General features: G+C 65.9%; 13 protein-coding genes. 5 read left to right on the top strand and 8 right to left on the bottom strand.

What is annotated here, in order from left to right:
* Positions 1-73: 73 nt before the first annotated feature.
* The 3 genes from V6X63_RS01030 to V6X63_RS01020 all read right to left on the bottom strand — a co-directional run bounded on the left by V6X63_RS01030 (position 74) and on the right by V6X63_RS01020 (position 3,188).
* On the bottom strand, positions 74-1,099 hold the full coding sequence (locus V6X63_RS01030; protein ID WP_367977912.1) for a class I fructose-bisphosphate aldolase: 1,026 nt from the start codon (positions 1,097-1,099) through the stop codon (positions 74-76).
* Positions 1,100-1,168: 69 nt separating this feature from the next.
* A complete protein-coding gene (locus V6X63_RS01025; RefSeq protein ID WP_367977911.1) occupies positions 1,169-1,900 on the bottom strand; it encodes a TVP38/TMEM64 family protein in 732 nt (243 codons plus the stop codon).
* Positions 1,884-3,188 (bottom strand): DUF3422 family protein, encoded by a 1,305-nt coding sequence (locus tag V6X63_RS01020; protein ID WP_367966732.1) that lies wholly within the window; start codon positions 3,186-3,188, stop codon positions 1,884-1,886. The genes V6X63_RS01025 and V6X63_RS01020 overlap by 17 nt, the downstream gene beginning before the upstream one ends.
* Positions 3,189-3,286: 98 nt before the next feature.
* Between V6X63_RS01020 and V6X63_RS01015 the strand changes: the two genes are divergently transcribed.
* Complete coding sequence (locus V6X63_RS01015) at positions 3,287-3,952, top strand: rhomboid family intramembrane serine protease (protein WP_367966731.1); 666 nt, start codon at positions 3,287-3,289, stop codon at positions 3,950-3,952.
* On the opposite strand, the gene dusB is transcribed toward V6X63_RS01015, so the two are convergent.
* Positions 3,941-4,948 (bottom strand): tRNA dihydrouridine synthase DusB, encoded by a 1,008-nt coding sequence (gene dusB, locus V6X63_RS01010; protein ID WP_367977910.1) that lies wholly within the window; start codon positions 4,946-4,948, stop codon positions 3,941-3,943. The genes V6X63_RS01015 and dusB overlap by 12 nt on opposite strands.
* A 313-nt stretch (positions 4,949-5,261) precedes the next feature.
* Between dusB and V6X63_RS01005 the strand changes: the two genes are divergently transcribed.
* A complete protein-coding gene (locus V6X63_RS01005) occupies positions 5,262-6,221 on the top strand; it encodes a D-2-hydroxyacid dehydrogenase (RefSeq protein ID WP_367977909.1) in 960 nt (319 codons plus the stop codon).
* An 11-nt stretch (positions 6,222-6,232) separates the two neighbouring features.
* The gene (locus V6X63_RS01000) at positions 6,233-6,976 is read left to right on the top strand and encodes an SDR family NAD(P)-dependent oxidoreductase (RefSeq protein ID WP_367966728.1); all 744 of its coding nucleotides are present in this window, start codon (positions 6,233-6,235) and stop codon (positions 6,974-6,976) included.
* Here the strand turns inward: V6X63_RS01000 and V6X63_RS00995 are convergent.
* On the bottom strand, positions 6,973-7,596 hold the full coding sequence (locus V6X63_RS00995) for a phosphoribosyltransferase (protein ID WP_367977908.1): 624 nt from the start codon (positions 7,594-7,596) through the stop codon (positions 6,973-6,975). The two genes, V6X63_RS01000 and V6X63_RS00995, sit on opposite strands and share 4 nt — an antisense overlap.
* Before the next feature lie 138 nt (positions 7,597-7,734).
* Between V6X63_RS00995 and polX the strand changes: the two genes are divergently transcribed.
* Both polX and V6X63_RS00985 read left to right on the top strand, forming a co-directional pair.
* Entirely contained in the window at positions 7,735-9,474 is a 1,740-nt protein-coding gene (polX, locus tag V6X63_RS00990; RefSeq protein WP_367978108.1) for a DNA polymerase/3'-5' exonuclease PolX, read from the top strand.
* Positions 9,475-9,503: 29 nt separating this feature from the next.
* Entirely contained in the window at positions 9,504-10,706 is a 1,203-nt protein-coding gene (locus tag V6X63_RS00985; protein ID WP_367977907.1) for a TraB/GumN family protein, read from the top strand.
* On the opposite strand, the gene V6X63_RS00980 is transcribed toward V6X63_RS00985, so the two are convergent.
* Genes V6X63_RS00980 through tmk form a run of 3 tightly spaced genes read right to left on the bottom strand, consistent with a single transcriptional unit; the run spans position 10,703 to position 13,075 of the window.
* Positions 10,703-11,485 (bottom strand): TatD family hydrolase, encoded by a 783-nt coding sequence (locus tag V6X63_RS00980; protein ID WP_367977906.1) that lies wholly within the window; start codon positions 11,483-11,485, stop codon positions 10,703-10,705. The two genes, V6X63_RS00985 and V6X63_RS00980, sit on opposite strands and share 4 nt — an antisense overlap.
* Positions 11,482-12,456 (bottom strand): DNA polymerase III subunit delta', encoded by a 975-nt coding sequence (gene holB, locus V6X63_RS00975; RefSeq protein WP_367977905.1) that lies wholly within the window; start codon positions 12,454-12,456, stop codon positions 11,482-11,484. Before holB ends, V6X63_RS00980 begins: the two co-directional genes overlap by 4 nt.
* Positions 12,449-13,075, bottom strand: coding sequence for a dTMP kinase (gene tmk / locus V6X63_RS00970; RefSeq protein ID WP_367977904.1), 627 nt, complete (start codon positions 13,073-13,075; stop codon positions 12,449-12,451). Before tmk ends, holB begins: the two co-directional genes overlap by 8 nt.

Here is a 13,075-nt window from a genome sequence, read left to right as displayed (position 1 = left end):
CGCCGACCCATGAGAAAGGCTGGGTCCCTTCCGGGAGCCCAGCCTTTCTGACCGCTCGCTTTGGGCACGCTGATCAGACCGATGCCTGCTCCATGGACGGGTCGTACTCGCCATTGCGGGCCAGAGAATTGAGCCTGGCACGGTGCAGGAAGGCGCGCTGTGCCGCTTCCTTGTTGGCGGGGTCGCCATTCCACGCGGCCTGGACGGGATTCTGTAGCGCGCGGCTGTAGGAGAAGCTGAGTACCCAGGGCTTGGCCCCGCCGGCACGGTTCATCGCGTTGAGATTGGCGGTGGCCTCCTCACTGGTCTGACCACCGGACAGGAAGTTGATGGTGGGAACCGCCGCCGGGACCGTCCGGCGCAGCACCCGCAGGGTCTCCTCGGCACACACCTCGGGACTCGGCCGCGGCTGGCTCTTGCCGGGCAGGACCATGTTCGGCTTGAGGATGATGTACTCGAGGATGACGTTGTGCCGGCGCAGGGCCGCGAAGACGGTGCTCTGGGCGGCTTCGGTCACCTCGGCGCAGCGCGCCATGTCGTGGTCGCCATCCATGAGTACCTCGGGCTCGACGATCGGCACCATGCCACGTGACTGCGCGATGGCAGCATAGCGGGCCAGCACCTCGGCGTTCGCCTCGAGGGCCTGAACGCCCGGCGTGCCATTGGTAATGCTGTAGACATTCCGCCACTTCGTGAACAGCGCTCCCTGGTCGCGGTAGCCGTCCAGACGATCGCCCAGGTTGTCCAGACCCTGGGTCACCTTCTCGCCGCCGCTGCCGGCGAGCTCGACCACGCCCTTGTCGACCTTGATGCCGGGCACGATGTCCTGCTGCTCGCAGGCCGCCGGGATCATTACGCCGTCATCGTTGCGCTGTCCCAGGGTTTCCTCGAAGAAGATGATGCCGCTGACGTACTCGCCGATTCCCGGCGTGCTGGCCAGCAGGCCGCGGTAGAAGCGCCGGTTCTCCTCGGTGGACTCGATGCCATGATCGGACAGTCGCCTGGTGATGGTGGGATAGCTCTCATCGGCGGCCAGGATGCCCCGTCCGGGACTGGTCAGGCGTTCGATGGTGCGCTGCATTTGCCCGATGTGGTCCATGGTTCTCGGTCCTCCTTGCGTGAGTGATTTTGGCAGCGAAGTCTAAAGGGGTTTGACCCGGGAGACCAGTCATTGCTGCTCCGCATCATTATCGGTCCCCGATGCGTACCGCCGCATCCAGCGCCGCATCGCGTAGAGGACGATGAGGCTGAACGCACCCAGTCCGGTCAGTACCATCAAGCCGGCGAGATCCGGGTCGAGCAGCAGGCGCTTGGTCTGGTTGCCCACCGCGGCAATGATGGCGATCCCCGGCACCGTGCCGATGAGTGTGCCGTTGAGATAGGGCCAGAAGCCGATGGCCGAGGCACCCGAGAGGAGGCTCACGGCATGGAAGTGCGCCACGGGCATGACCCGCAGGGCGGTGACGATCATCGTTCCGTGTCGGCCGGCCTGGGCATTGAGTCGTCTCAGGGTCGGTCCGCCCAGTCGCCGCAGGGGCTCGGCGCCGAGTAAGCGCCCGAGCAGGAAACTGCTCAATGCGGTGGCGATGGTGCCGGCGTTGGCGAGCAGGAAGCCGCCCACCGGGCCGTAGACGAGGATGGTGGCGACCACCATGACGGTCAACGGGAGAAAGGCGACCCCGGCGGCGATGTAGAGGAGGATGATGACCGGGACCGCCCACGGCTGGGCCCTGAGCCGGGCCCCGAGCTCAAGGAGGCGGCCGATCTCGGTGTACGCCTCGAGGTTGTAGACCTGCCAGAGGGCGACCACACCGCCGGCGATGGCCACGATGATCATGCTCCGCCACAGCAGTGGCCAGCGGCGCCGCATGGCCTCGCGCCATTCAGCCCGCGTCGGCATCGTCGCGCAGTACCTTCCCCCGGACCCGGCGCATGCCGATGGCCACCACGGTGACCACCACGGGAATACTGAGAGCGGTGGCGATATCGGCATCAACCCTCACGCCCGATTCACTCAGACCCTTGAAGGCATAGCCGATGAGCGAGACGGCATAGTAGCTGATGATGACCACCGAGAGCCCCTCAACGGTCTCCTGGAGCCGAAGCTGCAGGCGGGCCCGGCGGTTCATGGAGTCGAGCAGGTCGCGGTTCTGGGCCTCCAGCGCCACGTCCACTCGCGTCCGCAGCAGGTTGGCGGCGCGACTGACCCGGCTGGACACCCTCTCGAGGCGCTCCCCCATGTGCACGCAGGTATCGAGGGCCGGTGCCAGTCGCCGCTCCATGAATTCATCCAGCGTGCTCACGCCCTCGATTCGCTGCTCGCGCAGCGCCTTCAGACGCCGTCGGACCAGGGTGCCGTAGGCGGCGGTCGCACTGAAGCGGAAATTGGTCCGGGCCATCATGCGCTCCACCCGGGCCGAGAGCTCGGAGAGCGCGCTCAGCAACTCGCGTTCATCGGCCAGCTCGGCGACGGTGGACAGCCGATCCATGAGGGTGCCGAGCCGCGTCTCCATATCGGTGATGTCCGGCGACAGCTCACGGGCCAGCGGAAAGCCCAATAACGCCATGAACCGGTAAGTCTCGAGTTCGAGCAGGCGCTGGATCAGTCGCCCGGCCTGCATGGCGTTGAGAGACTCATCGACCACCAGGAAGCGCAGGAATCCGTCGCCATCGGCGAGGAAATCCGTCCACACCGAGGCGGCACCGCCACTGCATCGACTGCCGGCCAGACTGTCCGGCTGAAAGCAGCGGGCGAGGGCGGCCGGGCTGGTGTCGGCCTGGGCGGCCGGCACCAGGCTGACATGCATCGCGGCGAGCAGTTCGCCAGGCAGATCCGGCAGCCACTGGGCCGGGAGCCGCTGCATGGCGGGTTCGGCGAACGGGGCCGTTTCGTTGCCGTTGACGAAAACGGTGTAGGTGGAGAACTCGGTGTGACGCTCCCAGCGCAGGCGGAATCCGCGCGCCTGGAGGATGAAATGTCCGGCCTCGGCATCCGGCGGGTCGATCTGCAGCCGCTCGCAGAGTTCGGTCATATGGGCGACCTCGGCACTGCGGCCGCTGGTGCCCGTATGCAGCACCAGGTGTGAGACCTGCAGCGGGCCCTCGAGACTCTCGAAGGGGCGGGCATGCGCTTCCCGGAGCAGTGCGTCACGCAGCGGATGCGCGGTGATGCCGGTATTGTCGGCCATGGTTCCGATGATTCCTCGGCGTTGATGCGCGCACGCTAACGCCGGCCAGCGGCGTCGACAAGTGGCGTCCGTCCCCTCGGCCGCCGTATCATGCCGGGATGGGACCACGAAACCTGAATGATACGCCGGTCGTCCTCACGATGCTGATCGCCAATGGGCTCGGCTTCGTGGCCTATCTGCTGCTCGGGCCCTCGATGGTGATCGGCTTCGGCCTCTGGCCACTGGGCACGGAGGGCCTTGACGCCCGGCTCGTTGGCGGAGGCATTCCCGGCTTCGAGATCTGGCAACTGCTCACCTATGGATTTCTGCATGGCGGCATGCTGCATCTATTCGTGAACATGTTCGCGCTATGGATGTTCGGTACCGCGCTGGAGAGTTTCTGGGGATCGCGGCCCTTTCTCGTCTACTACCTGGTCTGCCTGGTGGGCGCGGGCCTGATCCAGCTCGTCGTGGCCACCATGGCGGCGGATGGCGGCAGCATCTATCCGACCATCGGGGCCTCCGGCGCAGTGTTCGGGATCCTGCTCGGTTTCGCCATGATGTTTCCGAATCAGCAGCTGGTGCTGCTCTTCCCGCCGATTCCGATCAAGGCGAAGTATTTCGTTATCCTCTACGGTGCATTCGAGCTATATGCCGGAGTGACCGGCTCAATGTCGGGTGTGGCGCACTTCGCCCATCTGGGCGGCATGGCGTTCGGGCTGCTCATGATCCTCTACTGGCGTGGCCAGCTGCCCATCAAGCCCCGCCGGCGATTAATGCGCTGATCCGGCCACCGGCGCTGCCGTATTCATGCCGGCCGTCACGGCCGTGATCGCCTCTGCTGCCAGGCTGAGCTGCTCATCGGCCCGCTCGACCCGCATCAGTCGCCGGCGCCACGCATCACCCCCGGGGAGCGCCTGCAGGTACCAGCCGATGTGCTTGCGCGCCACGCGAACGCCCTGGCCCGGTCCGTAGAACGCATGCAGTGCCTGGAGGTGACCCAGCATCCATCGCTGGACATCACCGGGGGCCGGCGGGGGCAAAACCGACCCGGTCTCGATGAAATGCTGTACCTCGCGGAATATCCATGGTCTGCCCTGGGCGGCGCGACCGATCATGACCGCATCGCAGCCCGTGACCTCAAGCAGTCGGCGCGCGTCGGCCGGAGCGGTGATATCGCCATTGCCGATCAATGGAATATTGATGGCCCGTCTGACCGCCGCCAGCGTCTGGTGCTCGGCCTCGCCGCGATAGTGTTGATCGCGGGTCCGACCGTGCAGGGCGAGGGCACCGATACCGGCGTCCTCGGCGATCCGGGCGATGCGCACGGCGTTGCGCTGCTCGGCGCTGGGTCCGGTTCGTATCTTGAGTGTGACCGGGACGTCCACGGCTCCCACCACGGCTCTGAGGATACGCGCGACCAATGGCTCATCGGCCAGCAACGCGGATCCGGCGAGCCTGCGATTCACCTTCTTTGCCGGACACCCCATGTTGATGTCGATGATCTCCGCCCCATGATCCACGTTGAAGCTCGCCGCCTCCGCCATTACGCGGGGATCAGCCCCGGCGATCTGGACGACGCGGGGTGAGGGCTCCCCGCGATGATCGCGCTTGAGGCGGGACTTGCGTGTCTCGCGCAGCGCCGGGTTGGAGCCGACCATCTCCGAGGCGGCAAGGGCCGCGCCGAGCCGGCGGCAGAGGATGCGGAAAGGGCGGTCCGTCACGCCCGCCATCGGCGCGAGGAAGACGCTTCCGTTGATCTTGTGTGGACCGATATACATCGCGCAAGGATAGCGGCTGCCGATGTTGTCCACAAAACCTGTGGATAAGATTGTGGATGTTTTCCCGATGACGGGCGCTAAGCCCTTGTGGGATGCGGGGTCTCGTTAAATTGGATGAATCTTCGCCATATCGTTCTTATCGTTTAGATACAATAAGTTAGCGCCTTTATATTAGAACAGGGATTGTCACATTCGCCCAAATGCCTTATCCCGTCGTGGCGCGTCGCGGCAAATGGCCACCGCACCGTAACTGTGCATAACCCCGGGTCTCCGGTACGCTCCGCAGCAGGTTCAGGCAGCGCGGGGGCAAAGCATGACAAGGGCCGTTTTCCTTGACCGAGATACCCTTGATCATGGCGATCTCGACTTCCGGGCGCTGGACTCACTCTGTCCCGGCTGGGCCAGCTATGACCGGACGCCGGCGGATCGGTGCGCCGAGCGTATCGACGGCGCGGAGGTCGTGATCACCAACAAAGTCGTCATTGACGCGCCCATGATTGATGCCTGCCCGTCGCTTGGCCTGATCAATGTCGTGGCGACGGGTGTTGATAACATCGATGTCGAGGCCGCCCGGGCGCATGGCGTCCTGGTGTGCAATTGCCGAGCCTATGGAACCGAGGCGGTCAGTCAGCACGCGATCGGGATGATGCTGGCGCTCTGCACCCGGCTGGTCGACTATGTGGAGGCGGTTCGTCGTGGGCGCTGGGAACAGTCGCCGGATTTCTGCTTTCTCGACTACCCGATCAGGGAACTGGCCGGGCAGACGTTGCTGGTGATCGGATACGGTACGCTGGGCGCCGCCGTGGAGCAAAAGGCGGAGGCCCTGGGCATGCGGGTGATGATTGCCGAGCGCCCGGGCGTGATGGCGCCTCGGGCGGGCCGTGTCCGCTTCGAAGAGGGCATTGCTGAGGCGGATATCGTGACACTGCACTGTCCGTTGACGGCAACCACCCGGGGGATGATCGACGCGGCGGTCCTGAGACGCATGAAATCGACGGCCCTGCTGATCAACACCGCCCGCGGGGCACTGGTGGACGAGAGGGCCCTGGTTGAGGCGTTGCGCACCGGGGAGATCGCCGGGGCAGGGATCGATGGCCTTTCCTGCGAACCACCCGTGGCGGGCAATCCGCTGTTGGCCGCAGGCGTGCCCAATCTGCTGGTCACACCGCACAGCGCCTGGGGCAGCCAGCGCGCCCGACAGCGGATCGTCGATCAGACCGTCGAGAATATCCGTGGCTGGCGCGAGGGCGAGCCACGGCGGAACGTGAACTGAGGAGCATCGCGATGACACAGACCGTTTCGGTCATCACCGGTGGCGGCACAGGCATCGGTCGAGCGCTCGCGCTGAGGCTGGCGGGGCAGGGGGATGCCGTCGTCGTTGCAGGGCGTCGCGCTGAGCCGCTGGAGGAGCTGGCGGACCGGCAGGCGGGCATTGAACCCTGCCAGTCCGATGTCAGCACGGAGGAAGGTCAGGCCGCGCTGCAGGCGGCGGTCGGAGGGCGTGCCGTGCGCTTTCTGGTGCACAACGCTGGGGTTCTTGCACCGGTAGGCCCGCTGCTCGCGCAGCCGGCGGAGGCCATTCGTCAGAGCCTCGCCATCAATGTCGAGGCACCCATCGCACTGACCCGCCGGCTGCGCGAGCGGATGGGCGAGGGTGCGCGCATCCTGAATATTTCCTCGGGGGCCGCCCATCGGGCGCTACCCGGCTGGGGGGCCTACTGCACCAGCAAGGCTGCGCTGTACATGGTGTATGAGGTGCTCAGGCAGGAGCTTGTCGGGACCGGCATCGCCATTGGAAGCCTGCGCCCCGGCGTGGTGGATACGCCCATGCAATCACTGATTCGCGCTCAGGATGAATCGGATTTCCCGGCTGTGGAGCGATTCCGTGCGCTCAAGGAGATGGGCGAACTGACCCGACCGGCGGATGTGGCCCGCTTCATCGACGCCGTTCTCGGGCTGCCGGCGGAGACCTTCAGCCGTCAGGAATGGGATATCCGTGAGCACTGGGATGAGGTCATCACCGCCTAGCCGGAGAGAATCCTTTCGACTTCCCTGTCGCTGACCTGCGGGAATTCGTTGAATGCCTGGCTGACGGCCATGAACCCGGCCGGCTGGCTTGGACAGACGACGTGATCGGCCATTTGCTCAAGCTGCCGGACGACCTCCGGGGCGGCTACTCCGAGGGCGATGCTGACGCTGGCGGCATTGGCGCCGCGAACGGCATTGATGGCGGCCTCGATCGTCGCGCCGGTGGCGGCCCCGTCGTCGACGATGATCACATCGCGCCCCGAGAGCGGTTGCCGGGGTTGCCCGTAACGGTGGCGGCGCGTGGCAAGAACGGATTTTTCTTCCTCGATCTCGCGGCGGACGGCTTCATCATCCACCGACGCGGTTGCATGATCGGACAGGGTCACATGCCCGGGTTCGTCCACCGAGCCAATCGCATATTCGGGATTGCCCGGGGCGCGGATCTTGTGCACAAGCACCACGTCGAGGGCAGCGCCAAGGCGTGCCGCAATGATCTCCGCCATCGGAACGCCGCCCCGAGGAACGCCGAGCACCACCGGTGCCGACCATTCGGTTTCCGCGAGCCTGTCGGCGAGCCGGTTGGCGGCTTCTTCGCGATTCTGGTAGTAGACATCGGCCATGGCTGTTCGACGGTGGTGGAGGCCCCAGGTTCCGGTTGAGGCCATTGATGCATCGCCATCCAATGGCCGTTCCAATATTTAACATAATATATATTATACGCAGTGAACGCTGGATCCGGGCGGGGCGTCGAACACGGTATGCCCGTGCGGAATCGAGATATCGCCAACGCCTTCGAGACACTCGCGGACCTGCTGGAGATTGGTGACGCCAATCCCTTCCGGGTCCGTGCCTACCGCAATGCGGCCTCGACCGTGCGTGACCAGTCGCGGCCGATCCGTGACATGCTCGCCGCCGGTGAGGATCTCACCGAATTGCCGGGCATCGGCGATGATCTCGCCGGTCAGATTGCGCGCTATGTCGAAACCGGTCATCTGGCGCGGCTGGATGCCGCCACCGATGAACTGCCGGCCGGGTTGACGGCATTGCTGGATATCAACGGGATCGGGCCCAGGCGCGCCCATGCGCTCTATGAGGGACTCGGCATCACCAGCGTTGATGAGCTGGCCGACGCCGCCCGTCAAAAGCGCGTCCGGACCCTCTCCGGCTTTGGCGAGAAGACCGAACAGCGCATCCTCCACGAAATTGAACGCCTTGTAAGGCATTCGCCGGCCCGGACACTGCTTGCGGATGCGGAAGAGATGGCGGAATCGCTGCTGGCTTGGATCCGGCGGCGTGTTGGGGTCGATCAGGCAACCATCGCCGGGAGTTACCGCCGCCGCCGCGAGACCGTGGGCGATCTTGACATCGTCGTCTCGGCGAGCGATCCGGCGGCGGTGTCCCGCGCGGTCACCCGCCATGAGGATGTCGCCGAAGTCATCTCAAGTGGGGAAACGCGCACAACGCTGCGGCTTCGCGGCGGGTTGCAGGTGGATATCCGCGTCGTGCCGCATGGCGCCTACGGCGCGGCGATGCATTATTTCACTGGATCCCGGGATCATAATATCGCCCTGCGACGACGGGCCCAGGGCCATGGCTGGAAGCTTAATGAGTATGGGCTTTTCGATGATGATCAAACGGTTGCGGGGGATACCGAAGAATCGGTCTATGCAGCGCTTTCCCTGCCGTGGATCCCGCCTGAACTGCGTGAGAACCGCGGGGAAATCGAGGCCGCCGAGAATGATGACCTGCCGACGCTGATCGATGCGCAAGACATTCGGGGAAACCTGCACACCCACACCACGGCGACCGATGGCAAGGCGAGCCTAGAGGAAATGGCCGAAGCGGCCCGGGAGCGCGGATGGGAGTACCTAGGAATCAGCGATCATTCCCGCGCGGTGCGCGTCGCCAATGGGTTGGACGCCGACCGCCTCACCCGGCAGCTCGATGATATCGATGTCCTCAATGAGCGTCTTGATGATCTGGTGATCCTGAAATCCTGCGAAGTGGATATCCTGCGCGATGGGTCGCTGGATCTGCCGGATACCATTCTCGAGCGTCTCGACTACGTGATCGGCGCCATTCATGGTCACCTGGATCTGGGGCGGCGGGCACAGACCGAGCGGCTGCTTGACGCCATGGACCACCCGCTCATGCGGATCATCGCCCACCCCACCGGTCGGCTGATCGGGACGCGTCGTCCAATGGCGCTGGATATGGACCGGCTATTCGAGGCGGCTGTGCGGAATGACATTGCGCTCGAAATCAATGCGCAACCCAAACGTCTTGATCTGAATGATCAGAATGCCCGGGCGGCCCGGGATGCCGGTGTCATGCTGGTGATCGGCACCGACGCCCACAGCCCGGCGCAGCTGGATTTCATGCGATACGGTGTGGATCAGGCGCGACGGGCCTGGCTTTCGGCCGGCGACGTGCTCAACACCCGTCCTGTCGGTGGATTGCGTGATCTGCTGGCACGCGGGCGGTCGGCTGGTGGATAATCCGGGGCTGGCAAGCAGCAGGCGAAGACATGCATCCGGCCGAGGATACCCATCTCATCCGCGAGGTCATGGTCGATGACACGACCATCGTATTGCTCGGCACTGCGCATGTATCGGCGCAGAGCGTCGCCGATGTGCGCCGAGAGATCGACCGGGAGGACTATGACGCGGTTGCGGTGGAACTCTGCGAGAGTCGCTACCAGAGCCTGACCGATCCCGCCGCCCTGGAGAAACTGGATCTCTTCCAGGTGCTGCGCAGCGGCCGCGCCGGCATGGTCATGGCGAGTCTGGCCCTCGGCGCCTACCAGCAGCGGCTGGCGGATCAGTTCGATATCCGCCCGGGGGCAGAACTCGAGGCCGCGGCCCGAGGTGCCCGGCGCCGTCGCCTCCCCCTCTGGCTCATCGATCGGGATATCGGCACGACGCTCAAGCGAATCTACCGGGGCGTCCCGTGGTGGCAGCGGCCGTCGCTGTTCATGGGTCTATTCGGTAGTCTGTTCTCGCGCGACGAAGTCAGCGCTGCGGATATCGAGAAGCTCAAACAGGGAGACATGCTCGAGGCGACGTTCAGCGAGTTCGCCGCCGGCTCATCCACGCTGTTCGAACCGCTGATCGCGGAGCGCGACCGCTACATGGCCGCATGTCTGCTGGAATCGATCGAGGCGGCGGAGACACCGCCGCGCCGCGTGCTGGCGGTGGTTGGCGCCGGTCATCTGGCGGGGCTTGAGGCGGCACTGAACCAGGGCATCACCGAGCCCAGGCAGGCCCGCGAGTCGCTGGAGACGATCCCGCGACCGGCACGCTGGCCGAAAGTCATCCCTTGGGTGGTGGTGGTCGTGATACTGGCCGGTTTCGCCATCGGCTTCAGCCGGAGCAGCGATCTGGGCTGGCAACTGGTCACTGACTGGGTGCTGATCAATGGCGGGCTCTGTGCCCTGGGCGCCGCCCTCGCCCGTGGTCATCCGTTCACGGTGATCGGCTCGTTCCTCGCCGCCCCCCTGACCTCGCTCAATCCGACCATCGGCGCGGGGTTCGTGGCGGCGGCGATCGAGCTGTTCAGCCGCCGGCCTCGGGTGGAGGATTTCCGGGGGCTCCGTGATGCCGTCTCGGACTGGCGCGGCTGGTGGCGCAACCGAGTGGCTCGGACCCTGCTCGTGTTCCTGTTTGCCACCATCGGCTCGGCCGTCGGGACTTACCTCGCCGGCTTCCGCATCATCGAGCAGCTCGTCTAGCCTGTGAGCGCCGCGGATTGGGCCCGGGGGAAGCAGGCGAAGAAGTTCTCCGCAGTGCGGTCGGCGACGCTGGCTGCGGTTGTTTTCTTCAGGCCGGCGAGGCATTCAATGACCTCCTGGACCCAGGCCGGGCGGTTCTCCTGTCCGCGGTGTGGCACGGGCGCCAGGTAGGGACAGTCGGTTTCCACCAGCAGTCGGTCCATCGGCAGCCCGGTTGCGGTCTCGCGCAGCGCCTCGGCACGACGGAACGTCAGGATCCCGGACAGTGACAGATAGAAACCCAGATCCAGCATCCCCCGGGCGATTTCGGCATCCTCGACGAAGCAGTGAATGACGCCGCCGACCGTCTCGGCGCCCTCCTCCTGCAGGATCCGGAGCGTGTCCGCCGGCGCCATGCGGCTGTGGACGATGATTGGCCGACGGGCCTGTCTCGCCGCCTCGATATGGCGGCGAAAACGCGCCTGCTGCCAGCCGTAGTCCCCGGGGCCGGCGCCATAGTCGAGCCCCGTCTCGCCGATGGCGACAACGGCCGGATGATCGGCCATGGCCGCCAGGTCCTCGGCTGACGGGTCGGCGCCCGTGCCACAGGGATGCACCCCGACCGACGTGAAGACCTCCGCATGCCGCTCGCTGAAGGCGATCAGGGCGTCTTTGTCCTCCGCGGCGACCGCCACGTTCAGGAAGGCATCCACACCGGCCCGTTTTGCTTCCTCCAGCGCCGCATCGGCGCTATCCGGGCGCTCAAGGAGGTGGAAATGGCAATGGGAATCAACAATCATCCTTCACTCCAGACGAGAAAAAGCGCTTCCATGGACAGTTCCCGGCTGAGGCTCTGATCCGCGGCGCCACGCAGCGCCAGCAGGCGGTCGGCGATCCGGCTTATCCGCTTTAGATCCAGGCGCGCTTGCAGGCCCGGCGCTTTCGCCAGGCCATTTCTCGCCGCGCGCGGATCGGCCTGGGCGCGCATGAGCTGAGTGGCGATTCTCTGCATGAGCCGGGCTGTCTGCAGGGCACCCACGGCCTGCCACTCGGCGGCGGCCTCCACCACGCCGCGGCGACCGGAGGCGACGGCGTCGATCGCTGCCACCAGGCTGTCCAGTTGTCCTGTCCCGTTCTCGCCGGCAAGCTCGAGCGCGGTCAGTGGACTGCCGCCTGCCAGCTCCAGCACCTCGCCGGCCTTCCCGACGCCCCGCCGCTGCAACCACTCGATGGACAGCGCCGGTGCCGGTGTGCCGAGCCGATAATGCTGGCAGCGACTCCGTATCGTCGCGCCCAGTCGCCCCGGCTCATGGCTGACGAGGATGATCACCATGCCTGCGGGTGGTTCCTCAAGGGTCTTCAACAGGGCGTTGGCGGTGTGCCGGTTCATCGCCTCCGCGGGCATGACCCGCGCGACGCGATAGCCATTGTACTGGCTCGTGCGATGCGTGAATTCGGTCAGTGCGCGCGCCGACTCGATCCTGAGGACACCGCTGCCGTCGCTCTCCGGTTCGATCAGCATCTGATCCGGATGGCTGCCGGCGATGCGCAGTCGGCAGCCCCGACAGGTTCCGCAGGCGCCGCCGCTGCCGGGCGCTTCGCAGAGCAGACGGGCGAGCATGGCAAGCGCCAGTTCTCGTTTTCCCGTCCCGGCGACGCCGCCAAGCATGATGGCGTGTGGAACACGGCCCGCCTCGGTGGCGCTGAGAAATCGCCGCCAGGCATCAGCCTGCCATGGCAATGGCGCCTTGAGCCCGGGGCCCTCATCCACCAAATCGTGCCTCCAGGACGGCGGTGATGCCGTCTCTGACCTGGGCCGGCGTACCACTGGCGTCAATGCGCTGAACCCGCGCGGGTTCCTGCTCCGCGATGGTGGCGTAGCCATGGCGGACCGCCTCGAAGAAGCGGCTCTGCTCCGACTCGAAGCGATCCGGCCGGCTGCGGCCCGCAGCCCTTTCAAGCCCGAGCGTCACGGGGAGATCGAGCCAGAGTGTCAGGTCCGGCGCCAGATCCGGGTGGGTCCACTGGCCGAGTGATCTGACCCGGTCGATGCCGAGCCGGCGTCCCATGCCCTGGTAGGCGATACTGGCATCGGTGAAGCGGTCACAGATCACCCATCGGCCGGCGGCGAGCGCCGGTCGGATGACCCGGTCGAGGTGCTCGGCACGAGCGGCGAACATGAGCAGCACCTCGGCCTCGGCCGACATGCCGTCCTCGCGATGCCGCAAGAGGACATCCCGGAGCTCCTCGCCGAGCGCCGTGCCGCCCGGCTCGCGGGTGAGCCGCGGGTCGCCACCCTGCCCCTTCACCCAGTCGCGGATGATATCGATCGCCGTCGTCTTGCCGGCGCCCTCGATGCCCTCCACGGTGATGAAACGCCCGTCTCCCAT

Source organism: Spiribacter onubensis (assembly GCF_040838425.1).
Taxonomy (GTDB): Bacteria; Pseudomonadota; Gammaproteobacteria; order Nitrococcales; family Nitrococcaceae; genus Spiribacter; species Spiribacter onubensis.
This window is presented reverse-complemented; position numbering and strand designations above follow the sequence as displayed.